Origin of the sequence: Pseudidiomarina planktonica, from assembly GCF_900177775.1 — a bacterium.
Taxonomy (GTDB): domain Bacteria; phylum Pseudomonadota; class Gammaproteobacteria; order Enterobacterales; family Alteromonadaceae; genus Pseudidiomarina; species Pseudidiomarina planktonica.
This window is the reverse complement of the sequence record NZ_FXWH01000001.1, coordinates 1,224,953-1,246,099: the sequence shown is the minus strand read 5'-3', so window position 1 is coordinate 1,246,099 and position 21,147 is coordinate 1,224,953. Positions and strand designations below refer to the sequence as shown.

The window sequence follows — 21,147 nt, the reverse complement described above, 5'->3', positions numbered from 1 at the left end:
GAAAAGCAAATTCGACAAGCTTTATCAAGAATAAACAGCAGAAAGCCCAAAACTGGCGGGCCTATATTTTGTTTTTATTTTGTTGATTTCGGCTTTGTCTGAGCGAGCGTATACCTTAGAATGCATCGACAGTTTCTGACAATGGATGTTAACGGTGCCCTTCTCCGATCTTACACTGCGGCAAGCGCTAATTTTGTTTTACGCCGCATTATTTGCTAGGTGTGCTTCTGCACTGAATACTACGCCAACAGGTTTAGCAGTGTATTCCATAGCTTTTCGACAGCAGTAAGCCAAGGATTTGGATATGGACGACGATTCCCCGGACTATTCTCAATACACTATTGCCGAACTTGAAGACGTTTTAGTCTGGATCGATCAAGAAAAATGGCCCGAACGCTATCTAGAAGCCAAAGCGATGCTCGCCAAGAAAATAAAAGAGCGAGCAGCAAAGACTAATAGCGAAGGTGATCAGGTGTTACCTCCTCCACCAAAACCAAAATGGTCTGAACAATTACTCATTACCCGCATCCTCAGTGGGTCGTTGATGGTTATGGCATTCTCAGTAATACCGACTTTATTTTATAAGTTTATGGTAGCCAAAAGTTGGACAGCAAATACCATGGGCGTGATTTGGGTACTAGCGTTTATTCTTGCGATAACGTGGTACCTGTGCCTAAAAAAAGACACAAAATTTATGCGGTATTTAGAAGCAACTTGGCGCGGTCAACTAGCCATCGTGACTATGCCGTTCTTGTATCTCATGTTTAGTTGGATGTTTATTGACAAGTCTCTCCCTCTTGCTCTGCACATGGTCCTGGCAAAACAAGAAGTGAGATATGAGATGGATTACGAAAAAGGAAGTAGGAGAAAATACTGCAGTCAACGGCTAGAAATTATTGAAACTGACGAACTGGAATACGGAGAGTTATGTACGACTGAGAGTAATCGAAATAGTTTACCTGAAAGTGGAAAAATCACCGTGGTGGGAACTCGCAGCCAGTTTGGCATGCTCATTGACGGATTTATTCTCCCTCGCTAGTCACGATTTATAGTTGGCGGTATGCGAGCCGTTGATGCTCCAATCCATATTCTAGGAAAGATATGAAAGTAACTACTAATATCAGCAAGATGGACCTTATTAGGTTTAATTAGGCTATCGCGTTACTATTTTTACAGGGAGTTTCTTATGCAACTAGAAAAATTTGTAAGCTTCGTTTCATATGCGACATCGATACTTTTTACTGCAATTGGCATACCTTTAGCGTTGAAAATGGTTCCACCTAATTCTGCGTATGGCGTACGTATTGACCAAACTTTGAGCAGCACTGAAGCTTGGTACTCTATCAATACAAACACAGGAATTGCGCTAATTATTGCGGGAATAGTCTCTCTGTTTTTGATTTATCTTATTAACAATAGACTCAGCTTAAATCCAAATACAGCGCTAGTTTTAATATTAGCCCTACCTATTACGCTAGTTATAACTGCTTTCGCAATTACCATCGCCTTTTATACTCTGATATAGCCACCGGTTAGAATCCAATCCAGTAGGTGCAATCAGCTCACCAACCCCGCGCACCGCAATGCCAGTGTCACTCAATTCTTTTAAGCTCTCGTATTATTTAACTGACATAACCGAGAGATAATTGAGATGCCCTACTCGAAATTAACACTGGTTGCCTGTGCGCTGTCGCTGGCACTTAGCACTACGGCAAGCGCAGCACAAACGCCAAGTGCCAATACTTCTATTCCCGACGGTCAGCAGCGCTATCAGGTAACGGCTTTCCCGGATCGTATTGCGCTTCTTGGCACGGCTACGCCGCACAACTCGCAAACGGTAACCTGGCGCACCAATGCGCAGGTTAAAGGCGCCAAAGTTCAGATTTCAAACGCAACGCCCTCGCCTGGAATGCATCTGCACGCAAGTGAACATACAGCCGAGTATGTTGAGCTAGAGTCACCCAATGGCAAAGCGCATCATCATCGGGTTACGGTGAATAACTTACAGCCCGATACGCTGTATGCGTACAGAGTAAGTGGCGAAGGCACCTGGAGCGACTGGTACCAGTTTAAAACGCCAACGGCGAAATTTACCCCCTACACGGCGCTGTATCTTGGTGACGCTCAGAATGCGGTGTATTCGCATTATTCGCGCACTGTGCGTGAGGCTATACGCACAGCTCCCCGCGCCCGGGTTATGTTGTATGCGGGTGACTTAGTGAATTCGCGCTCCGGTATTCATGACAATGAATGGGGTGAATGGTTTGCGGCAACCAGCTGGATGGCGTCCACTCTTAACCAATTACCTGCCGCCGGTAACCACGAGTTTTCCAGTGACGACGACAACCCAATTCGCTACCTGCTACCTAACTGGACGGCACACTATAAGGTCGCGGGAAATGGCCCGGAAGCTTTGTCTGACACTGTGTACTTTAGTGACTATCAGGGCGTGCGTTACATAGCGCTGGACTCTACCGAGGCACTGCAGCACGAAAGCAAAGCCAAACAACAAGCCGAGTGGCTGGAGCAGGTGTTGGCGAATAACCCAAACCGCTGGACAGTAGTATTCCATCACCACCCTATTCAATCGGTGTCCAAAGGTCGTGACAATCCAATTCTGCGCGAATACTGGCAGCCGGTGTATGAAAAATACAACGTGGATTTGGTACTACAAGGGCACGATCATACCTATGGCCGCATGGGTGGGGTTACCCAAACAAAGAGCAAGCAAGGCCCGATTTACGTGGTATCTGTCGCTGGCCCGAAAATGTACCTGGTTAGTGATAACGCCAAGGGCACCATGACGCGCACCGCCGAAGACACCCAACTGTTTCAAACGCTGGACTTTACCCAGGAAGAAATAGTGTACCGCTCCTACACAGCTACCGGTGACTTGTACGACGGCTTCACTCTGCATAAATCAAACGATGGCGAGAAAAGCTTTACCGACGAAGCCCCTGCAACAGCCAATCGTGTTTGTGAGAATCCAAGCCCAAGCCGCGAAGATCGCTGCTGGAATGGCACAGACTTAATCTACGCCAAGCCTCTCGAACAGTAAGTTTCATTCTGGTTCTAAAAGAACGGCATAAAAAAAACCGGCTTCCATGCCGGTTTTTTACTTTCTGACTTACTACTTTCTTCCCTAACAAAAGCCTGAGTAAAACCCTAGTAAAACTCAGGTTAATCAGAACAAGCTAATAATGCGCTCTAGCGGCACCAGTTTAACGTTCTGGCCAGCTTCCGGCATACGATTACGGCCGTCTTGCACCATAAATGCGCCTTGCTCGAATCCCTTGCCCAGCGACTGAGTAGTCACCTCAATGCCATCGGTTTCTGAAGCGCCATCAATACCCTGTTCAATATTGGTACGAATGCGGAAGTGCGCTCGTTGTTTCCACGGCTGGTCGGCGTCAAACACCAGGTAGCTGTCGTTACCCTGGCTGGACACAAACAACAAAGGTTGGTTATTCACGCGTGCAAAGGCAACGCCTTCAATGTCGTCAACCAGCTCTTCGTGATCAGCGACACGAATAATCTCTTCGCCGTTTTCAGAGCCTGCAGCGCGGGCATCAAACAACCACACGGCTACGTCTTCTTCACCAACAAACAGGCGTTGCTGCTCATCATCAACGGCACAGCCTTCAGGTTGCGAAGGAACGCTCATTTCACGCACTAGGCTGAGCTCGCCAGCATCAGTAACCACAAACTGCTGAATACGGCCGGATTTGCCATTCACGTAAACGGAAGTCTGCTCGGCTTGTGAGTCATAACCCATACACAGCCCGTAAATTTCAGCAATGTCGGTTTTTTGATTAGCCGCCAGCGATAATTCGCCGTTTTGGTTAATATCAAACAGCTGAATGCTGTTGTCGTCGCGCAAGGTTGCAGCAGCCAGGTTATGGCGCACGTCTACGTTATTCAACCGGCCAACGGCTAGTTCCTGTACTATCTGGCCCTGCATATTGTAAACGTACAGCCCGGTGCGCTTGTCGGTTGCCAGAATACGGCTTTGCTCTGGCGTATCGGAATGCACCCATACCGCCGGATCATCAATAGCATCGCCACGGCGAGGTGACGGCTGGGTTTCCAGCGTGGCGGCAACTTGTTTCACTGGCTTCGCGTTTTGCGAAAGCGTATCACCCAGATCTTCAACTTCAAACTGCTCGGAAGCGGTCATGCCCTCTTCCGTTAGCAACACCTTGCCACCGCCTTGCATAGTTACATCAGTGAATGCGTCAACGCCATCAAAGTCGGTTGCCTGGTCGAACTTGTAACCGTCGTCGGTTAAGCGGTAGACCAGTAAGCGTGGTGGCTCTTCTTCCAGCGCCAGCAAGGTTCCGTCTTGCAATAGCTCCAGCGCCTTCATTTCGTTCTTAATCTCACCAAAAGGTGCTTTAGCAGCAATAAGATCACGGCCTTCGTCCACTTCCGGCTCGGCGTTGTAAGCCCAAATTGCTTGGTCCGCTTCGGCCACATACAGCTTGGAGTGCGCCTGCGAAACCACGCACGCAGTACTGTCAAAAGGTACGTTCATTTCTCGAATGGTTAACGGCTGCTGCAGCCACTGGCTGTCTTGCTGCAACAAGCGTTGCTCAGCGCCACCACGGCCACCCAGCACGAATACTGACAGCTGTTGGTTCTGCTGGCTTTCAAAAAAGCAGATGTCTTCCACTACCCGGCTGGTAATTTCACCCTGCCATACGGGCTGGAATTCCTGGCCGGTAAAGCGCCACAGGTGCAACTGCTGGCTATTCCCTTCCATAGCACCCACAATAGTCTCGCCAGAACTTAGCTTAAGCGAGCGCAGGTGGAAGAAGTCGCCCTCAGTCAACATGTCACCGGCATAGCTAATAGCGCGGTCGTTTGCCACTAAGGCTTGTTCATTTATCATTACCTGATGGCGAACTGGCGTTTGCTGTGCTTCCGAGCTGCAAGCTGAGGTAAATAACAGCGCCGCTAACACGGCGCTGGATACTGTATTAAACTTCATATTTTTTCCTAGTTTATTAGTCATAACGGTTTCCCTTACCAGTTAATTAGCTGAATACCCAAAGTGAAGCTACGCCCGTAGCTTTCGTACTGCGCGTTGTAACGGCGCTGGCCGGTGTACACGTAGTAGGGTTCGTCGGTCAGGTTGTTCGCTGCAAAGCTAATGTTCACGTATTCGTTAACCATCCACTTGGCTGAAAAATCCAAAGTAAGGTTGTCGTCTTCAATAATGTCGTAACGGCTGTCTTCCACATCACCTAACTCGGCCAGATACTCAGACTTAAAGTTAGCGGCTAAACGCAGGCTCATAACGTCGTTCTCGTAACCCAGAGCCACGTTCGCGGTGGTGTCAGACTGGCTTGGCAGTGGAATATCACGGGTTTGTAATTCGCCATCGTCTAACCAGTCAACCGTTGCTTCAGAGTCAGTTAAAGTTACGTTGGTGCTTACCAAAACGTTGTCCAGCCAGCTGTTAAAGCCTTTTAGTTCGTGTACTAAGTTGAACTCCAGGCCATATAAGTGGGCGTCGTCACCGTTTATAAAGGTTACGGCTTCATCGAAGGCTTCGTAGCCAGGTCGGCCGGCCACGTCGGCTTCGTATACAAAGTTTTCGATATCTTTGTAGAACAGCATTACCGACACAACGCCCAGGGCTTCGTTGTAGTGCTCAATACCGAAGTCAAGGTTGGTTGAAGTTAGTGACTCAAGCTCTGGGTTACCGAACTCCGCTTTTAAGTCACCGTCGTCGTTTTCTAGGAAGTAGCTCGGTCTTACCTGCTCAAAGCTTGGGCGAACCAAACCTGTGCTGAAGGCGGCACGCACAATAGTGGCATCGCTTACATCGTAACGGGCAACCACACTTGGCAACCAGCTGCTGTCAGAAAACTTAGCGTATTCTGGGGTAAAGGTTTCGGTTTCATCGTTATAACGGCTGCCGTTGGCAGTGCGTGTTTCGTGCTCATAACGTGCACCAGCAATCACCTGCCATTGGTTAAAGCCTACGTCAAACATGAAGTAGCCAGCGGTAATATCTTCTTCAATGCCGTAGCTGGCAATGCGTGATTCTACTTCGTCATAAAAGTCATCACGGTCAAAAGGTTCCAGTAACTGCCACAACGCCCCGGCATCAATACCCGGACCAAAAGTGCCCAAACCGTAATCAACCGGGCCGCTCTGGTAGTCAGCCAGCGTTAGTTCGGTAACACCAAGGTCTTCGAAGTCACTGTAAATATAAATGTCTTCCTGGGCTGTCTTTTCGCGTTGACTTACCTTGCCACCAAACTTAAAGGTGGCCTGATACGAAGGCTGTAACCAGTCGTAGGCTAAATCGAACTTCACATTCTTTTCAGTTTCTTCGGTTTCGGCATTGCTTACTTCTACTTCATCAAGCTCATAGCCTTCAGCCTGATAGGCTGTATCAGGAGCCAGCAGTTCCAGCTTCTTCACGCCGCTGAAACCTAGTCCGTCGTCAAACTCTTGTACGAACTTAGCCCCACCAATAGCGAAAGGTTGCGACTCACCCGCTTCACTGGTGCCGGCTTCTAAGGTTAATTGCCACTCGCCAACGGTTTGCTCAGTACCAAGAACGAACGCTTTAATCTCTTGCGTTTCTTTACGGTCTTTCAGCTCACGAGCAATCTCGCCAGCGCCAGTGGCATCTTGCAATTGCGGATCGGCAAATTCGGTAATTAAGCCCTGGCGAATTTCGGTATCGGCGAACTCGCTGTAAAGCGAACGGAAATAGTATTCTGAGGTGTCACTAGGGCGATAATCCAGGTTCAACGCTAAACCTGTACGCTCACGAGTTACCGCATAAGCACGGTGCTCAAACTCTTCCAGACCCGGCTCATCAAAATCCCAACCACCACCGGTTTCAACGTTATCAGTAGTGAACGAGCGTTCCTGATGGCTGCCGGCAAAGGCCACACCAAAGCTGTCTTTCTTGCCACCTAAATCAAAGGTGTTGCTGAATACGCCAGACACTTTCGGGTTGGTTTCTGACGCTTGCTGGTTATAGCCAATGTCAGCACCAATAGAGTAGAACGACCCTTCACGGTCAAACGCTGTCATACTCTTCAATTCAATGTTGCCACCAAGGCTGCCCGCAGCAATGTCTGGTGTCAGCGTTTTATTTACAACAATAGATTCCAGCAAATCGGAAGGAATAACGTCCAGCGCTACGGCGCGGCGGCCCGCTTCAGGCGCGGCTAATACAGTTCCGTTGTACGACACTGAGTTCAAATCTGGTGCCAGGCCACGAATACGAATGAAACGCCCCTCGCCCTGGTCACGTTCAACCGACAAACCAGGAATGCGCTGCAGTGCGTCACTTACGCTGTCGTCCTGCAACTTACCCATGTCGTCTTTTTTCAGCACGTTAATAATGCCGCCGGACTCACGCTGCTGTTGCACAGCACGTTTTACCGAATCGCGATAACCAATGGTTATCACTTCTTCCAGCGATTCGTCTTGTTTAGCTTCGGCTTCGGTTTGTTCGGTCTGTGCTTGCTGCAGCGGAGCGGCGTGTGCGCTGGTAATAGCTGAGCAAGACAGTGCTATGGCATAAGCTAGGTAAGTCTTCTTCATGGTGTTCCCCATTTTGGATTGGTCTTCGTTTTCGGTTCCAGTCAGGGTTGCCACCTTAAGCATCTTAAATGACATAACGACGATGTACTTTTGCAAATTCAGAGCTTTCCTGATTCGGGTCGCAATAGCCCAGCCTAATAACGCGTTGTCACCAGAGTGTCATGCAGTCACGCTATGTTAAGCACATAGCAAATTAGCTCTGGAATAAACGTGCAACAGGCAGGAATTATGAAGTTAATGAACAACTGGCGAATTGCGTTAATCGTGCTGGTTATGGCTTTCGCAATGCTTATTAGTTACCAGTTAGGTCAAAGCAAGCCACCGCACATTATTGATTACCTGGATGTTTTAGGTGAAGGGTCAACCTTAGTATTGACCATTCTGGCCGTTGTACTAGTTGTGGTTACGCGCCCGCAAGGTCGGGTGACTAATCACTTTTACAGTGGTGGCTTAATATTAATTTTCTCGCTGAGTTTAGATTTGCTTGACGAATTCGTGCGCTACCCCGACGACATGCGTCTGCTTAGCTGGCTGGAATCATTGCCACAACCGCTGGGTTTAGCCTTGCTGGCATTAGGCGCATTCGAATGGCGCAAAGAGCACCTGTCGGTAACCCGGCAACTAGCTACCCGCGAAAAGTATTTGCGCGAACATCAATGGCTGGATCCGCTCACCACTTTATACACCGCGCGCTACTTCGGCTATTTACTACAGCGTGAGATATCGCTCGCTACCGAGTCTAAGCAGCCTTTATGCATTGCTTATTTAAACCTCACGCAGTTTGCCAAGTTTAACCAACTGCGCGGAAGTGCGGCCGGCGACGAACTCCTCCACAAAGTGGGTGAACTCATTACCCTGCTGTTGCGCCCTACCGATTGTGTGTGCCGTGATCACAGCGATCGGTTCTTAATGTTACTGCCTGAAACCTCGGCTAAGCAGGCACAGCAATTGATGGATAATTTGCGTGACGCAATAACCCGGGAATTAAAAGCTCCGAAGTATTTAGAGTGCACCATTAGCGTACATCCGGTTCGCGAGAGCAGTGCGGAACAAGCGTTGCAGAATCTTGGCGAGTCGCTCGACTTCGGAGGCCACTATGAAGCCCAGCCGAGCGCTAAATAGTCCGGTATTATTTGGAAAACCCTGGCTGTTATCGCTTATACCTTTGCTGGAACGTCGTGGCTTCAATACGGCTAAGGTTTTGCAGGGGTTGCCCAACTTTAGCGGTGAGGTAAAAACCGCCGACTACCGGCTTACCCATTTGCAGGTGCAGCAATTACTGGCGCAAGTAGAGCTGGAAGTATCCGACCCGCACATTTGGCAGCTGGTTGCTGAAACCTTCTTTCAAAATTCCATGAGCCCGGTTATTGAGCTGTGCTCGCAATCGTCTTCGTTCGAGCACGTGCTGAAGTTGGCTTATCGTTACCGTGATTTGGCGGTGCTGAACATGATAGTGCTGCCGCAGCACAGTGAAGAAGGCGTGACTATTGATTTAGTTCCCTTTTCCGGTGCGCGATCCAAGCAATTTCAAGCCAGCCGAACCGCCAGTTGCAAGCTCGCCGTGGCGCTGTTTTTTACCTTAGCCAAACAATTAAATATAGACCTGAAAGCCTGGAAGCTTTATTTACCTGAAGACGTTGTACCGCTGCCCATTTGGGAAAAGTGGCTACCTATTATTCATACCCGCGGTGTGGCCCGCATCACCATTCCCGACCAATGCCTGCAAGCACGCTATCAACCAAATCAGCAGCGCTTTAATCAGGCTTTGTACTTCTGCCAGTTGCAGCGAAATGCGGTTGGTGGGCCAGCGCAGTTTGAGCGAATCTTTCGTTGGCTGTTACAACAGTTAAATAGCGGCCAGGATGTTTCATTAAGTGAGCTTTCGGCCTACCTGAACATTAGCGTGTCGTCGTGCAAACGCCTGTTCGCCAGCGTAGGACAATCTTATCAGGGCTTTTACGACAACGTACGGTTATACAAACTCTTATGTCTGCTGGAACTACCCGGTGGCACCAACTCCGAACTAGCCAGCCAGCTCGGCTACAGCAACCCTAATAACTTCCGTCGCGCCTGCAAGCGCTGGCTAGGCATAGCGCCCAACCAACTGCGCCAGCAGGCATAACGTCACAGTGGTATTTGGTGATGAAGTATTTGTGATTGGCGGGAATACGAGCAGCGCTGGTCCGTTTTTAGACGACATTCAGGTGCTTTCATTGCCCTTGAAGTAAAAAGCACCATTTCTTTTTATCGTTCTCAATCAATGAAATAAACCACCAGCAAAACCAGAGGTATTCCAATGGGTATAGCCCACAACGCCAGATTAGGCGAAAACAGTACGATACACAGCGAGGCGGCGAGTAATGCCAATGCCAGTATGATATAGCGACGATTACGCCATACCAGTAACCGAATTCTACGATTTAAGCTCAGAAATTCACTCACTTAATACCACCTTCATTAATTTTTCGGCTTGCAATAGATGGGTTTTAACGGTACCCAGCGGTAACTTTGTACGCGTCGCAATTTCGCTATGGGAATAGCCATACACTCGGCTCATAACGTACAGGTTATATTGCACTGGGCTTAATGCGGAAGCACCTCTGGTGAAATCTATCAGTACGTCCACTTCGCTCGTTGTTTTACCGAGCTGTGGTTGGCGAAACAATGAATCCTTCAGCTTTTCAAAAATACTTTTTTTGCGCACGAACTGTCTGTACTCGTTTAGCGCAATAGAAAACAACCATGTTGAAAACGCTGCTTCTAATTTGAACTTGCTGATTTGGGTAAATGCTTTGATGTAGGTTTCCTGCAACACATCATCTGCCGTTGCTTCTTGCACCCGGCTTCTCATAAAGTTTCTAAGCTTTAAGTGATGCCGACGAAACAACTCGTCAAATGCCGAATGATCGGCACTGGACTGAATAATGGCAACTAACTGCGCGTCGGAAAACTGGTTCATTCGCTCTTATTTGCCCCTGCTGGCATAAAACAAAAGCAAGTAAGCAAGCCCGGAAAAACAAGGGAATAAAGCAATACCGTTCAGCGCCTGGTTTAAATCAAGATTGCCGCCCGATCGAAATTCAACCAGAAATGAAAAACCCCAAATAGCCAGGGCAATAACCAGAAGAAAGGCACCTTTACGCAAATCGTTTTGTGACGCGAAGAAGAAGCGCCCTACCGCTTCAATAGCTTCCGGCTGCATATCGCCGTGCTGTTCTAGCAGTTTTATAAACTGGCGTTTTTTCAGTAGTTGATACGCCAGCATAAGGCCGATTAATACAACAATGGATGTAAAAACAATCAGTGGCACCAGTATTTCTTCATTATTCATGGTCTGTATTACCTTCTGCTCCATAGCTGTGAGCCTAAATATAAGGTGGGCAAAACCTGCTCCATAACGGGCATAGAATTGTCACCGTTCATCAATAGCACATAGCCGTTCTTTGATTTCGGGAAAAACAATGTCAACGCATTTACGCCCGGGTCTTTACCTGTATGCAGGATGGCGTCTTCACCCTCATGCAGGTTGGCTAATATCTCCCACCCTAAACTAAAGTAATGCTGCTGGCTCAGCTTCCGCTTCTTGGCAATCATCAACCCATATAGCTCGGGCATAAGCTGCTGTTGTTGAAGAATATACTGCATAAACAAGGTGTAATCACCAATTGTGGTTATTAGATTAGCCGCGGCATTGGCCTCGTAATACTTATTCAACGGGTATGGTTTGCCGTGCTCGTCGAAGTTAAGAGCGTAGCGCTTGTTATCCACCTGATCGTTCCACCAAAAGTGGGTATCGATCATTCCTGCTGGCTCAAATACATAGTTCTGTGCCAGCTGTTCAATCGGCATTTCGAACTTGTTTTCAAGCGCCATACGTAAGTACTCGAACCCTTCGCCGGAATAACCAAAGCCTTCGCCCGGAACATAATTAAAGGTTAACTTGCCGGTTTTAGACATGCGCCGCCAGTTATCAAAACCCGATTCATGCGACAGCAAAATTCGGGGCGTTAGCAAATGCGCCTGTGCATCGTTTTTAACATCCGGGTCTAACCAGTAGTCCGACAGCGGCTCGTCCAGCGAGAGCTTGCCAGCGTGTACGAGTTTTAAGGTTACCAGAGTCACAATAGGCTTGGTTAACGAAGCAACTTTGAATAGAGTGTTTTCAGGCGCGGGAACCTTTCCATCAAGAGTGCCCAGAACCTGAGTTGATTCAACCCGGCCGTTAGTTATGACCCCTATACCTAAGGCTGTAACACCCGCTTCGTTCATAACCTTAAGTAGTGCGGTTTCATCTGCATCGGGAGACTGATGATCGTAACTCAGCGCTTGCGCAAGTTGCCAGGAGCCTTGGTTTAACAACCATGTATGGGTGAATTTTGCAGTACTAGTAAGTACCTTCGTCCCATCATCACTTCTTAAGTAAAACGCATGGTCACCATGCTGAATGGCGCCATAAATCTGGCCATTTTTATACAGCGGAAAACTTGCTAACGAGCCCGGAATAAGCTCTCGCAAAGGCTTAACCTTTGGATTTGAACAGATATTATTTTTGGTGTTCTGAAGAAAAGTTTCAGCGTTCTGCACTCCGCCCTGATCGTGGTAAAACACCAAATCAGCGGATATATGCTGGCGTAAATACTCAAAGTCACATTCATTAAATGCGCGCTGAAAAAAGGTGTGATCAACCTGCGCCATCTGTGTTTCAAAATCCGTAGTTTCACTGCCCCACGAGGTAACGGGCAAAAGCAGAAGTAGCCAACTGAAATAATGCATTGTGCGTGTCCTTTACTATGAATTACTAGTTAGATGCACGCAGCAATGCTTTTGGATTTTAAAAATTCAGATTTCTTCGATTTTCAGTAAATGTCTTTCTTAAAAATAAGGCCTTTGCGGTAACCCTGAAAAAGCGCTACCCCCACCGACAAAACAAGTGTCACCGACACCAGGTTCTTCAATATAAAAAAGGTTGATTCATCAATAGCTTGTTGTTCCCGCTGGTAAAACAGCAGCGCTAAAGCAATTACATTCACAATGCACACCAGCACAACGCCAACTATTAGTTGCGTGCGCTTACGCTGATAGGTTGAGTCAACTTTAGCGGCATCAAGGTTACTAGTATTTTCTTGTTGTAAAAGGTCTTCAGAGCTTATCTCCAACACGGACGCAATGCTTTTTATAGTTTCCAGCGAGGCTGTTGATTGCGCCTCAACCCGCTGCAAAGTTCGCATGCTGATGCCGGCCATTTCCGCCAATTGCAGTTGTGACCAGCATCGCTTTTGTCGGTATTTCTTTATAATTTCAGCGTTAATTTCCATGGAATTGAACCCAAGTGACTATTAACGCCAGCATACCAACTTTCAGACAGCCTGAGAATAACGGCTCCATTTAACCGCCAGAAACGCAATTACCCATGGCGCCAACAACTTAGGTAGAGCTGCTGCAAGCGCAAAATCCTGATGAATCACCATACTTGCAAGCCCGTACAGCATTAAGAATGCGGCAAATGCCCACACCGTGCGGGGTTTATTAGCTAGAGTTTTATTGCATATCCACCGTGCAACACACAGCGAAACCATAAACCCAATAACAGGTTCGCCGACTCTGAAGATGGTTGCCGAAGGTTCAACAACAGTTAACTGTTCAGGCGGTATTGAGCTGAAGGCAAACATTAATCCCATGGAAAGAATGACACTGATAAGAACAGACACACCAATATAGGTAAGCACGCCTATTGATAACCATTTCACGCTGATATTTTTCATTTTAAATTCCTCGTTTATCGTTTGAAGCTCACCTGTTGGAGCAACTCCACGATAGCGAAGACATTGAAAATATAAGACGTCAGGTTAACGAAAGGGATGCGACAGCTATGCGACAGCATTGCTAAAACAAGACCACAGAGCGCATCTTTGGTCTACACTTATTTGAGCAAGCAAAGTTGAGAAAGCAAAGCTGAGCAAAGGGAGGCGCATGGCGAACCGGGGCATATTGCTGGTAATGGCAGCCGCGCTTTGCTGGGGGTTATCGGGCGGAATTGCAGGTGTGTTAATAGCTAAGGGTTGGGATTCCGTAGTTATTTCCTTCTATCGCGGCGCCATCGGATTGTTGTTTGTGCTGGTGTGGCTGGCTTTAAAGCCTCGCTGCAGCGGCTTTGCTAGCCTGTGGTTATGGTTCTGGTCGGTAATTGCCGGGCTGGGCGTTGCCGGAAACTTCTATTTTTACTTTTTCAGTATTGCCGAAAGTAGCGTGGCTGTTGCTGCCACCCTGATGTATTGCGCCCCTATATTTGTGTATTTAGTTTCGTTCATGCTGCGGTGGGAATACGCCACGCCAATGAAATGGCTGGCAATTGTATTAGTCATGATAGGAATAGTGCTGCTCACCCGTGTTTACGCAGTTGATGCTGGCGGTGTGACACCATTGGGCGTTATAACCGGTTTACTTTCAGGCGCGTCGTTGGCGCTGTTTATTTTCGGGTTTAAATACGCGGTATTGCACGGCAGCGCCCCGGCTATTTTAACTATAGCCTTTAGCACGCTGATAGTGATTCTTGGCAGCATCATGAATGCCGAACAAGCTGGACGTGTACTTAGCTCCTTAGATTGGCCTTTACTTGCCGTGCTTGGGGTACTTGGCGGTGGCGTTTCTTTTATATTCTACATTATCGGCTTGCGGCAAACGGCTCCAGCCGTAGCTTCTATTGTTGCTATGGTAGAGCCGGTTACCGCTTCACTATTCGGGGTGATTATTCTTGGCGAAGTGTTGGTTGGCACTCAAATGCTGGGTATGGCGGTCATTCTGCTTACCGTTACCGCACTGGGTGTGAACTCCAACCAAGCTTAGCCTCAGTCAGTTTTGGTAGCACGCTTATTCAAAGATATTAAATGATCTAATCACCAAAGCTGTACGTTTAGACGTTTTACTAAACCAGCTTTACTAGTTATCAACACCTACTTGAGTGAATTCTATATGAAAAAACTTACCAGCGTACTGTCGTTATTCTGCATAACTTGGCTTCCTCTTCAATCTGCATTAGCGCAGGACGATAACAAAGCTTTGGTACCCTTACCCTCAGTCGACGATTTCACCAGGGGTGAAGATGGTTGGGGCTTCGGTCTTGGTTTGGGCATTGAGTATGAAACGGCCTATGAAGGCTCAGACGAATTTGGGTTCGAAATCCAGCCTGCTGGTGGAGTGCAATGGCGTAGCGGTGACAATGTTTTCTACTTTGCCGGTGAAGCACTGGGCTGGCGTGGTGTTCGTGCTGAGACCTGGCTGTTAGAAGCTACTGTGGGCTTTGAAGAGGGCCGTGAAGAAAGTGACTCCGACGACGGTCGGCTAGATGGGCTCGGTGAGCAAGATGAAGGCGCTGAACTAGTGCTGCAAGCGCGTTATGCTTTCGATTCCGATTGGCGCTATTGGTTGGTTAGTCGGTTCGTGACCGGCGGTGATGGTAATCTAGCTCTATTTGGTGTGGGCCGCCGCTTCGGCGACCAACTGGACGGCACCGGCTCTGAACTTAATTTGGTTGCCGTTTTTCATGATAGCGAATACGCCAACAAAGGTTTCGGTATAGACGCAAACCAAGCGGCTGCATCGGGCTTAGATGAGACCAACATGAGTGGTGGGTTACGCTCGATTGGAGTTGATTACAATTATCGCCATAACGTCAATAAGAACTGGCAAATCTACGGTGAAGCACTGTTTGAATATTTTAGTAGTGAAGTTCGAGATAGCCCAATCGCTCGTAGTGATTACGAGGCAGAAATAGGCATCGGATTCATTTATATATTCTAGTCAACCTGACATCTGATTAAGCTACAAGACAGCCCAAGCTAGCTGGAGCAATTATTAACAGTTAGTTTGGGCTTGTTACCTTATATTTAAGCATTAACGCTCTCGCCCTACCTTAAACCCATTCTTATAAACCGCCTGCGGTTGTTGCAGCGCGGTCAGATCCTCAAGCGGATTGCGCTCTAGCAGGATAAAGTCGGCGCGATAGCCGCTGGCGATCATACCCCGATCAGCAATTCCAAATGCATTAGCAGTTGCTGCGGTGGCAGCAGTTAGAATTTGCTGCGCTGGAATACCCGCTTCAGCAAACAGCGACATTTCAACCACTATGCTCCAGCCGTGTGCAGTATTCGGATTGGGTGCATCGGTACCTACCAGCAAACGAATTCCGGCTTCATGCATGCGTGTGGTGCTACTAATCAGATTGGTAAAAAAGTGTTCAGGAAACTGGCCGGGTATTTTCATGCTCAGACTTTGCTTAGCCTGTGCTGAAATTTCAAACTCCGGGTTATTCAGTAACAGAGTTTCAGTGCTGGTGCCGCGCAGCATTCCCTCGTAAAAGGTTAGTGTTGGAATAACAAAGGTGTCGCGTTGTTTTATTTCACTCAGCAACTGGTCGCTGGCAACTTTGTCAAAAAAGCTATGTACCAGACCATCGGCACCCGCTTGCACAGCATCTAACGCCGACTGATGATCGCTTACATGCACCACCACTAACTGATCCCGTTCATGTCCGGCCCGAATCACAGCTTCCAGCTCTTCTAATGAAATAGAAGGTGCATGTTCATACACGGCCGTGGGGCTGGTATATACCGCTTTAATAAAGTCAGACCCGCTGTCAATACGCTCCGCCACTACTCGCTTGGCATCTTCAGCTCCATTCATTACCGGCACCTGAATACCAAACTGAGTACCGTGCCCTTTTGGTCCTGTTACCAGATAACCAGCGCCGTACATGGTTGCTGAACGGCTAATCTGAAACTGATCGCGCAGTTCCTTTTCTTTTTGCAACGTACTCGGGTGACCGAACATATCAATCACTGTGGTTACGCCATGCGCGAGTTGTCGTTCCAGCGCATCGCCCCAGACATGAACGTGAGCATCAATTAGGCCGGGCAGTAGCCAGGCATTCTTACCATCAATGACCTCACCGCCGGGCGGCCGCGGCTGAATACCTGTAATAACGCCGTCGATTACAATCACATAACTAAGCGGTAACACCTCGGTTCCGTTAAACACGTTCACCGGCCCCAGCGCAAAGGTATTCTGGCTGGCAGTTGGCTGTTCTTCAGGTTCTGGTAACAGAAACAAGCCGGCAATAATGGCAATAAGTATAATTAACAGTACTAATTTAACTTTCATAACCGAGTCCTCTAGTTACTTTTGTAATAGGGAAAAGCGCCAGCGAATAAGTAATCCCAGAACTAACGAAAACGCCACCAAATAGCCTAAATGTAACCACACAGGCTGCCCCTGATCGGCATCAATAATTTTAAATGCCAGTTGCGAAAGATGGTACGTGGGCAGGAACTCGGCAATTCTCTGCACGTAGTCGGGCAAAATTGTGAACGGCACCCACAGGCCCGACAGAAACGCCATAGGCAGATAAATCAAATTCACCACACCCGGCACACTTTTGTCGGAGCACACAAGTCCCAGCAATAACCCCAGCAGTGCAAATGGCAAAGTACCCGCTAGTAATATTAATGCCAGGCTCGCCCACTGCCAGGTCCACAGGTTCACGTCGGCAACAACAGCAGACAAAGTGAACAACAGGGCCAGAATAACCACCGCAAATACGGTGCTGCTGACATACTTTGCCAGCATGTAGGCCGATAACGGCATGGGCGATAAGCGTTTTAACGCCATCCAGCCATGCACTCTGTCGCTGGCCACGGCTACCGAAAAGTTAAATAACGCCGGTCCGATAACACCAAAACAGGAATAGGCAACCAGCATTTGCGGGGCTGCCCCACTACTAAAAGAAAACACCACTCCAAAAAAATAATAGAACACCACCGGAAACAATATAGCCGGTAAGTAAAAGCCCGGTGTGCGCCATAGGCTCAACAGATCGTATTTAGCTTCAGCTTGATGAATTGCGAACATGTTACTGCACTCCTGTAGAAGACAACGCTGCACCCGGTAAACCTGTGCTGGATAAATACAGTTGCTCAAGGGTTAGTCCCTGATCGTTAGCCTGCTGCCGAAAATCTGCCGCCGTATGGGATGCCGCAACTTCACCTTTGCAGATCATCACAATGCGATCGGCTAATTGATCCGCTTCGTCCAGATAATGGGTGGTTAATACAATGCCGCAGCCGTTATTGCGCAGCTGACGAATCAACTCCCACATCATGTGGCGGGTGTGAACGTCCATGCCTAAGCTAGGCTCGTCCAGAAACAGTAGTTTTGGCTGCGCACAAATGGCAATAGCAAACAGCACCCGCTGACGCTGACCACCCGACAACGAACCAAAAAGCTGGCTCTGAACACTGGTTAAGTCACATTGTTCCATCAAAGAGTCCACTGGCAGTGGCTGCTGGTAGTAATGACTGAATAAATCCAGCTGTTCGCGCACTGTTAAATTCGCATTCAGGCTGCCCACCTGCATCATCACGCCAATTTGCGCGCGAAGCTCTCGTGGTCGCTGCTGCCCTGTCACCGCCTGACCAAGCAACTGCAATTCGGCAAATTCAGCCTGGCACAAACCCAGCAGACTATTTATAAGGGTGGTTTTGCCAGCTCCGTTGGGGCCAAGTACCGCAACTACTTCGCTACTGTTTATGCTTAACGAGACATTATTAAGTACCTTGGTTGCACCATAGGTTTTGCTTAGGTTCTGAACTTGCAAAAGTGTGTTTGCTGCAATCATGAGCTGCGCTCCGTTTTTGTTATTGATTGCCAGCTAGTGTAAGAACAGTCATAAGCTAATGTGAGTAGTAGTTGTCACTCATTTCGATGACAAATGTCACTGGTGGTTTTGCGCAACTATGGCAATAATGAGCACATGAACACTATTGAACTTGAACGAAAATTTGCGTGGATATACCTGCTGAACCTGGGGTTTTATATTTTCCCTATGGTGTTGGCGCCCTATTCCATTGCCCAACTAGCCATAATGACGCTGGCAATGCTGGCGTTTATTGGTGGGTACTACCGCACGCTATATAGCACGCCGGGCGAACGGCCTTGGTTGTTACTAGCCTTGTACGCTATTGCCTGTTCCATGACAGTGTGGAACCCGGGCACTATCTCCATGTTTGGCTTTGTCGCCTTCTTTGCCGGGTTTTATTACCCTCTGCGCCGGGCTGCCATTATTGCGCTTGGTATTGTAGCTACGCTGTTTGCGTTTCAGTATGTGGTAGTTACTGGCTGGGAGTATTTTCACTACTACGGCTTATTTCTGGTGGTAGTTATTGGCCTGTTCGGGGTTATTGAACGCAACCGCCAGCAGCGCGTGTTGCAGGAAAAGCGCAGTGAAGCTGAAATTGAACGCTTAGCAACCACTGTAGAGCGCGAGCGTATTGCCCGCGACTTACACGATATTCTGGGGCACACCCTGTCGTGTATTATTTTGAAAGCCGATTTAGCTGAAAAGCAGTTGGCGAAACAGCAATACGATGCCGCCGGCAAGCAATTAGCAGAGCTGGCCAGTATCGCCCGGGAAAGCTTAAGCGACGTTCGGAAAAGCGTCAGTGGCTATAAGCATCAGGGTCTTACCCGGGAATTGAATAAGTTGCAGCAACGGTTGCAAGACGCGGGCTTTAAAACGGACATCAAAGGCGAGTTACCAACTGTAACTGGCAATCACGAAACCACACTGATTCTGGCTCTAACGGAAATGGTCACCAATATTGTGCGTCACAGTAAGGGCAATCAGTGTGTTATTGAGTTTCGTAATATGTCCGGCTCCATTGGGGTAGCTTTGAGTGATAACGGCGGTTGTGAACACTTAGAAGAAGGTAATGGCTTACGTGGCGTGCGCGAACGCATGCAGGCAATTGGCGGACAGCTGACTTATTCCGTATCGCAAGGCTGTCGCTTCGAGCTTTTATTTCCCACTGACGGAGCGCAGCAGACGTGAAAATACTGTTAGTTGAAGACCAAACCATGGTTAGAACCGCACTGGCGGGTTTACTGCGCTTGGAGTCTGAGTACGAAGTAGACGAAGCCGAGAATGGCTTGCAAGCTAAACAGATGCTGGAACAGCAGACCTATGACCTGATTCTTACCGATATTGAAATGCCAGAAATGACCGGGCTTGAGCTACTGCAATGGGTGAAACAAGCCCAGCCACAGGTACTTACCGTTATTATTACCACCTTTAACCGCTCGGGCTATATTCAGCGGGCGCTGGCCAATGGCGCAAATGCCATTTTGCTAAAAGATGCACCTATTGAAGAGTTGCTGAATAGCATTACTCAGGTGAAAGCCGGACATCGGGTGGTGAACAATGAATTATTGCTACAAACCATTGGGCATCAGGATCCGCTAACTGACAAAGAACGCAAGGCGCTGGCACTAGCGGCTGACGGACGGTCTACCGCGCAAATTGCGACTAGTTTATTTGTAGCGGAAGGAACCGCGCGCAACTACCTGTCTGAAGCTATTAGTAAGTTGCACGCTGAAAACCGCATTGATGCGGCTCGCATTGCTAAAATGAACGGCTGGCTTTAAGGCTGGAATATTTCGCTGGCCATAACAAATACTGGTGATTTTTCAATTTGCGCTTTATCTAGCGGGTTCCCCCACCAGAGTCCTTCACTATTAGCTAACACGATCACCGTTAAATCGCGTTCCGGGAATTTCAGGTAGGTTGCTGAGAAGCCGTTTTCCTCGTCCCAGCCGGAATGCCAAATTACTTTTTTACCATTAACCGTTTGAATGTAACGCCCGTAGGCATATGGAATAACGGTTCCATCGGCCGTTGTGTAAGGGCTATTGGTAAGAGCCTGATATTCAGGTGACAAAATTTTCCCTGCATCCAGTGCCATATCAAAACGCGCTATGTCACCCGCAGTAGAGCTAACCCCAGCGCCTCCAGCCATATGGCGTTCCGGACTTCTACGCATCACGTAACGGTTGTTTTCAATACCGAACCCCCGGGCGCTGCGAAAGAATACATCCATACGCTCAGAGTCCCACAGGCCCGCAATAGAATTATTCATTTCTGCCGGTTTTAAAATATGCTTGGTTATTGCCTGAGCTAACTCATTATGACGCCCTTCGGCCTTATCAATTGAGTTGCCGCGTTTGGCTTCTAAAAATCGGGATAATCGCGAGTAAAATATCGAGTTATAGAAAAATGCAGTATCTACCTCGCCGTTTACCACGTGATTTAATGCATGTTTGATCTCAAAAGTTTGATTGCACTCTAAGTTCTTGCCAAAAATGATCCCGGAACCGGCTAACCAGTTGCAGTAATCATCAAACTCTGGCGTTGAGTTCATGGTGTCATCAAATTTCAGCTCACCCATTTCAACAAGCTTTAAGAACGCCGTACCCACAAAAAACTTACTTACCGAGGCAACCCAGAATGGGGTTTCTGTAGTAACCGGAACCCGACCTTCAAGGTGAGAAAACCCATGGCCTTTCTCGTAAACGATGTTGCCGTCTTTGACTACGGCAACGGATAACCCAGGAATACCCTTTTGTTTTTTGTAGTCGAGTAAAGCACTCTCGAATTGCTGCACCTGCTTGTTAATGTCATTTGCAAACACAGGAGCGCTCATCAGCACCAGTACACATCCAATTATAAGTTTAAACATAACGTTG

General features: G+C 48.1%; 21 protein-coding genes. 9 read left to right on the top strand and 12 right to left on the bottom strand.

The genetic code is table 11. The features are described from left to right. Window positions 1-304: 304 nt before the first annotated feature. The 3 genes from CCE91_RS05880 to CCE91_RS05870 all read left to right on the top strand — a co-directional run bounded on the left by CCE91_RS05880 (window position 305) and on the right by CCE91_RS05870 (window position 3,058). Window positions 305-1,039 carry a hypothetical protein gene (locus CCE91_RS05880; protein ID WP_086434285.1) on the top strand — a complete coding sequence of 245 codons (735 nt, stop codon included), beginning with the start codon at window positions 305-307 and terminating at the stop codon, window positions 1,037-1,039. A 147-nt stretch (window positions 1,040-1,186) separates the two neighbouring features. Then, complete coding sequence (locus CCE91_RS05875; protein WP_086434284.1) at window positions 1,187-1,525, top strand: SdpI family protein; 339 nt, start codon at window positions 1,187-1,189, stop codon at window positions 1,523-1,525. Between the two features lie 126 nt (window positions 1,526-1,651). Further along, a complete protein-coding gene (locus tag CCE91_RS05870; protein WP_086434283.1) occupies window positions 1,652-3,058 on the top strand; it encodes a purple acid phosphatase family protein in 1,407 nt (468 codons plus the stop codon). Window positions 3,059-3,184: 126 nt separating this feature from the next. On the opposite strand, the gene CCE91_RS05865 is transcribed toward CCE91_RS05870, so the two are convergent. Both CCE91_RS05865 and CCE91_RS05860 read right to left on the bottom strand, forming a co-directional pair. Next, complete coding sequence (locus CCE91_RS05865) at window positions 3,185-4,990, bottom strand: phytase (RefSeq protein ID WP_086434282.1); 1,806 nt, start codon at window positions 4,988-4,990, stop codon at window positions 3,185-3,187. Between the two features lie 35 nt (window positions 4,991-5,025). Then, on the bottom strand, window positions 5,026-7,575 hold the full coding sequence (locus CCE91_RS05860; RefSeq protein ID WP_086434856.1) for a TonB-dependent receptor: 2,550 nt from the start codon (window positions 7,573-7,575) through the stop codon (window positions 5,026-5,028). Window positions 7,576-7,803: 228 nt separating this feature from the next. Between CCE91_RS05860 and CCE91_RS05855 the strand changes: the two genes are divergently transcribed. Further along, complete coding sequence (locus CCE91_RS05855) at window positions 7,804-8,697, top strand: GGDEF domain-containing protein (protein ID WP_086434281.1); 894 nt, start codon at window positions 7,804-7,806, stop codon at window positions 8,695-8,697. Further along, window positions 8,672-9,697 (top strand): helix-turn-helix domain-containing protein, encoded by a 1,026-nt coding sequence (locus tag CCE91_RS05850; protein WP_234996270.1) that lies wholly within the window; start codon window positions 8,672-8,674, stop codon window positions 9,695-9,697. The genes CCE91_RS05855 and CCE91_RS05850 overlap by 26 nt, the downstream gene beginning before the upstream one ends. A 131-nt stretch (window positions 9,698-9,828) precedes the next feature. On the opposite strand, the gene CCE91_RS05845 is transcribed toward CCE91_RS05850, so the two are convergent. The 6 genes from CCE91_RS05845 to CCE91_RS05820 all read right to left on the bottom strand — a co-directional run bounded on the left by CCE91_RS05845 (window position 9,829) and on the right by CCE91_RS05820 (window position 13,337). Further along, on the bottom strand, window positions 9,829-10,017 hold the full coding sequence (locus CCE91_RS05845) for a hypothetical protein (RefSeq protein ID WP_086434280.1): 189 nt from the start codon (window positions 10,015-10,017) through the stop codon (window positions 9,829-9,831). Continuing rightward, entirely contained in the window at window positions 10,010-10,534 is a 525-nt protein-coding gene (locus CCE91_RS05840; RefSeq protein WP_086434279.1) for an RNA polymerase sigma factor, read from the bottom strand. Before CCE91_RS05840 ends, CCE91_RS05845 begins: the two co-directional genes overlap by 8 nt. Before the next feature lie 6 nt (window positions 10,535-10,540). Beyond that, the gene (locus CCE91_RS05835) at window positions 10,541-10,906 is read right to left on the bottom strand and encodes a hypothetical protein (RefSeq protein ID WP_126797145.1); all 366 of its coding nucleotides are present in this window, start codon (window positions 10,904-10,906) and stop codon (window positions 10,541-10,543) included. An 8-nt stretch (window positions 10,907-10,914) separates the two neighbouring features. Continuing rightward, window positions 10,915-12,270, bottom strand: coding sequence for a serine hydrolase (locus CCE91_RS05830; protein ID WP_159454935.1), 1,356 nt, complete (start codon window positions 12,268-12,270; stop codon window positions 10,915-10,917). A gap of 161 nt (window positions 12,271-12,431) precedes the next feature. Next, on the bottom strand, window positions 12,432-12,890 hold the full coding sequence (locus CCE91_RS05825) for a helix-turn-helix domain-containing protein (RefSeq protein ID WP_086434276.1): 459 nt from the start codon (window positions 12,888-12,890) through the stop codon (window positions 12,432-12,434). 42 nt (window positions 12,891-12,932) lie between these two features. Continuing rightward, on the bottom strand, window positions 12,933-13,337 hold the full coding sequence (locus CCE91_RS05820; RefSeq protein ID WP_086434275.1) for a hypothetical protein: 405 nt from the start codon (window positions 13,335-13,337) through the stop codon (window positions 12,933-12,935). 208 nt (window positions 13,338-13,545) lie between these two features. Here CCE91_RS05820 and CCE91_RS05815 point away from each other — a divergent pair, with 208 nt between their 5' ends. Next, window positions 13,546-14,418: a DMT family transporter gene (locus CCE91_RS05815; protein ID WP_086434274.1), complete on the top strand. Its 873-nt coding sequence runs from the start codon at window positions 13,546-13,548 to the stop codon at window positions 14,416-14,418. 126 nt (window positions 14,419-14,544) lie between these two features. After that, on the top strand, window positions 14,545-15,372 hold the full coding sequence (locus CCE91_RS05810) for a MipA/OmpV family protein (RefSeq protein WP_086434273.1): 828 nt from the start codon (window positions 14,545-14,547) through the stop codon (window positions 15,370-15,372). A gap of 93 nt (window positions 15,373-15,465) precedes the next feature. Here the strand turns inward: CCE91_RS05810 and CCE91_RS05805 are convergent, their stop codons facing one another. Genes CCE91_RS05805 through CCE91_RS05795 form a run of 3 tightly spaced genes read right to left on the bottom strand, consistent with a single transcriptional unit; the run spans window position 15,466 to window position 18,244 of the window. After that, window positions 15,466-16,731: an amidohydrolase family protein gene (locus tag CCE91_RS05805; RefSeq protein ID WP_086434272.1), complete on the bottom strand. Its 1,266-nt coding sequence runs from the start codon at window positions 16,729-16,731 to the stop codon at window positions 15,466-15,468. Between the two features lie 15 nt (window positions 16,732-16,746). After that, a complete protein-coding gene (locus CCE91_RS05800; RefSeq protein WP_086434271.1) occupies window positions 16,747-17,478 on the bottom strand; it encodes an ABC transporter permease in 732 nt (243 codons plus the stop codon). Window position 17,479: 1 nt separating this feature from the next. Continuing rightward, window positions 17,480-18,244: an ABC transporter ATP-binding protein gene (locus tag CCE91_RS05795; RefSeq protein WP_086434270.1), complete on the bottom strand. Its 765-nt coding sequence runs from the start codon at window positions 18,242-18,244 to the stop codon at window positions 17,480-17,482. 93 nt (window positions 18,245-18,337) lie between these two features. On the opposite strand from CCE91_RS05795, the gene CCE91_RS05790 reads away from it, so the two are divergent. Both CCE91_RS05790 and CCE91_RS05785 read left to right on the top strand, forming a co-directional pair. Next, window positions 18,338-19,456, top strand: coding sequence for a sensor histidine kinase (locus CCE91_RS05790; protein ID WP_234996269.1), 1,119 nt, complete (start codon window positions 18,338-18,340; stop codon window positions 19,454-19,456). Then, window positions 19,453-20,049, top strand: a complete 597-nt coding sequence (locus CCE91_RS05785; protein WP_086434269.1) for a response regulator transcription factor — start codon at window positions 19,453-19,455, stop codon at window positions 20,047-20,049. Before CCE91_RS05790 ends, CCE91_RS05785 begins: the two co-directional genes overlap by 4 nt. On the opposite strand, the gene CCE91_RS05780 is transcribed toward CCE91_RS05785, so the two are convergent. Then, window positions 20,046-21,140: a serine hydrolase domain-containing protein gene (locus tag CCE91_RS05780; RefSeq protein ID WP_086434268.1), complete on the bottom strand. Its 1,095-nt coding sequence runs from the start codon at window positions 21,138-21,140 to the stop codon at window positions 20,046-20,048. The two genes, CCE91_RS05785 and CCE91_RS05780, sit on opposite strands and share 4 nt — an antisense overlap. Window positions 21,141-21,147: the final 7 nt, after the last annotated feature.

What these genes read in the sequence shown, in the direction of transcription:
- CCE91_RS05880 (WP_086434285.1), top strand. Translation starts at nt 305, where the DNA reads ATGGACGACGATTCCCCGGACTATTCTCAATACACTATTGCCGAACTT.
- CCE91_RS05875 (WP_086434284.1), top strand. Translation starts at nt 1,187, where the DNA reads ATGCAACTAGAAAAATTTGTAAGCTTCGTTTCATATGCGACATCGATA.
- CCE91_RS05870 (WP_086434283.1), top strand. Translation starts at nt 1,652, where the DNA reads ATGCCCTACTCGAAATTAACACTGGTTGCCTGTGCGCTGTCGCTGGCA.
- CCE91_RS05865 (WP_086434282.1), bottom strand. Translation starts at nt 4,990, where the DNA reads ATGAAGTTTAATACAGTATCCAGCGCCGTGTTAGCGGCGCTGTTATTT.
- CCE91_RS05860 (WP_086434856.1), bottom strand. Translation starts at nt 7,575, where the DNA reads ATGAAGAAGACTTACCTAGCTTATGCCATAGCACTGTCTTGCTCAGCT.
- CCE91_RS05855 (WP_086434281.1), top strand. Translation starts at nt 7,804, where the DNA reads ATGAAGTTAATGAACAACTGGCGAATTGCGTTAATCGTGCTGGTTATG.
- CCE91_RS05850 (WP_234996270.1), top strand. Translation starts at nt 8,672, where the DNA reads ATGAAGCCCAGCCGAGCGCTAAATAGTCCGGTATTATTTGGAAAACCC.
- CCE91_RS05840 (WP_086434279.1), bottom strand. Translation starts at nt 10,534, where the DNA reads ATGAACCAGTTTTCCGACGCGCAGTTAGTTGCCATTATTCAGTCCAGT.
- CCE91_RS05835 (WP_126797145.1), bottom strand. Translation starts at nt 10,906, where the DNA reads ATGAATAATGAAGAAATACTGGTGCCACTGATTGTTTTTACATCCATT.
- CCE91_RS05830 (WP_159454935.1), bottom strand. Translation starts at nt 12,270, where the DNA reads ATGGCGCAGGTTGATCACACCTTTTTTCAGCGCGCATTTAATGAATGT.
- CCE91_RS05825 (WP_086434276.1), bottom strand. Translation starts at nt 12,890, where the DNA reads ATGGAAATTAACGCTGAAATTATAAAGAAATACCGACAAAAGCGATGC.
- CCE91_RS05820 (WP_086434275.1), bottom strand. Translation starts at nt 13,337, where the DNA reads ATGAAAAATATCAGCGTGAAATGGTTATCAATAGGCGTGCTTACCTAT.
- CCE91_RS05815 (WP_086434274.1), top strand. Translation starts at nt 13,546, where the DNA reads ATGGCGAACCGGGGCATATTGCTGGTAATGGCAGCCGCGCTTTGCTGG.
- CCE91_RS05810 (WP_086434273.1), top strand. Translation starts at nt 14,545, where the DNA reads ATGAAAAAACTTACCAGCGTACTGTCGTTATTCTGCATAACTTGGCTT.
- CCE91_RS05805 (WP_086434272.1), bottom strand. Translation starts at nt 16,731, where the DNA reads ATGAAAGTTAAATTAGTACTGTTAATTATACTTATTGCCATTATTGCC.
- CCE91_RS05800 (WP_086434271.1), bottom strand. Translation starts at nt 17,478, where the DNA reads ATGTTCGCAATTCATCAAGCTGAAGCTAAATACGATCTGTTGAGCCTA.
- CCE91_RS05795 (WP_086434270.1), bottom strand. Translation starts at nt 18,244, where the DNA reads ATGATTGCAGCAAACACACTTTTGCAAGTTCAGAACCTAAGCAAAACC.
- CCE91_RS05790 (WP_234996269.1), top strand. Translation starts at nt 18,338, where the DNA reads ATGTCACTGGTGGTTTTGCGCAACTATGGCAATAATGAGCACATGAAC.
- CCE91_RS05780 (WP_086434268.1), bottom strand. Translation starts at nt 21,140, where the DNA reads ATGTTTAAACTTATAATTGGATGTGTACTGGTGCTGATGAGCGCTCCT.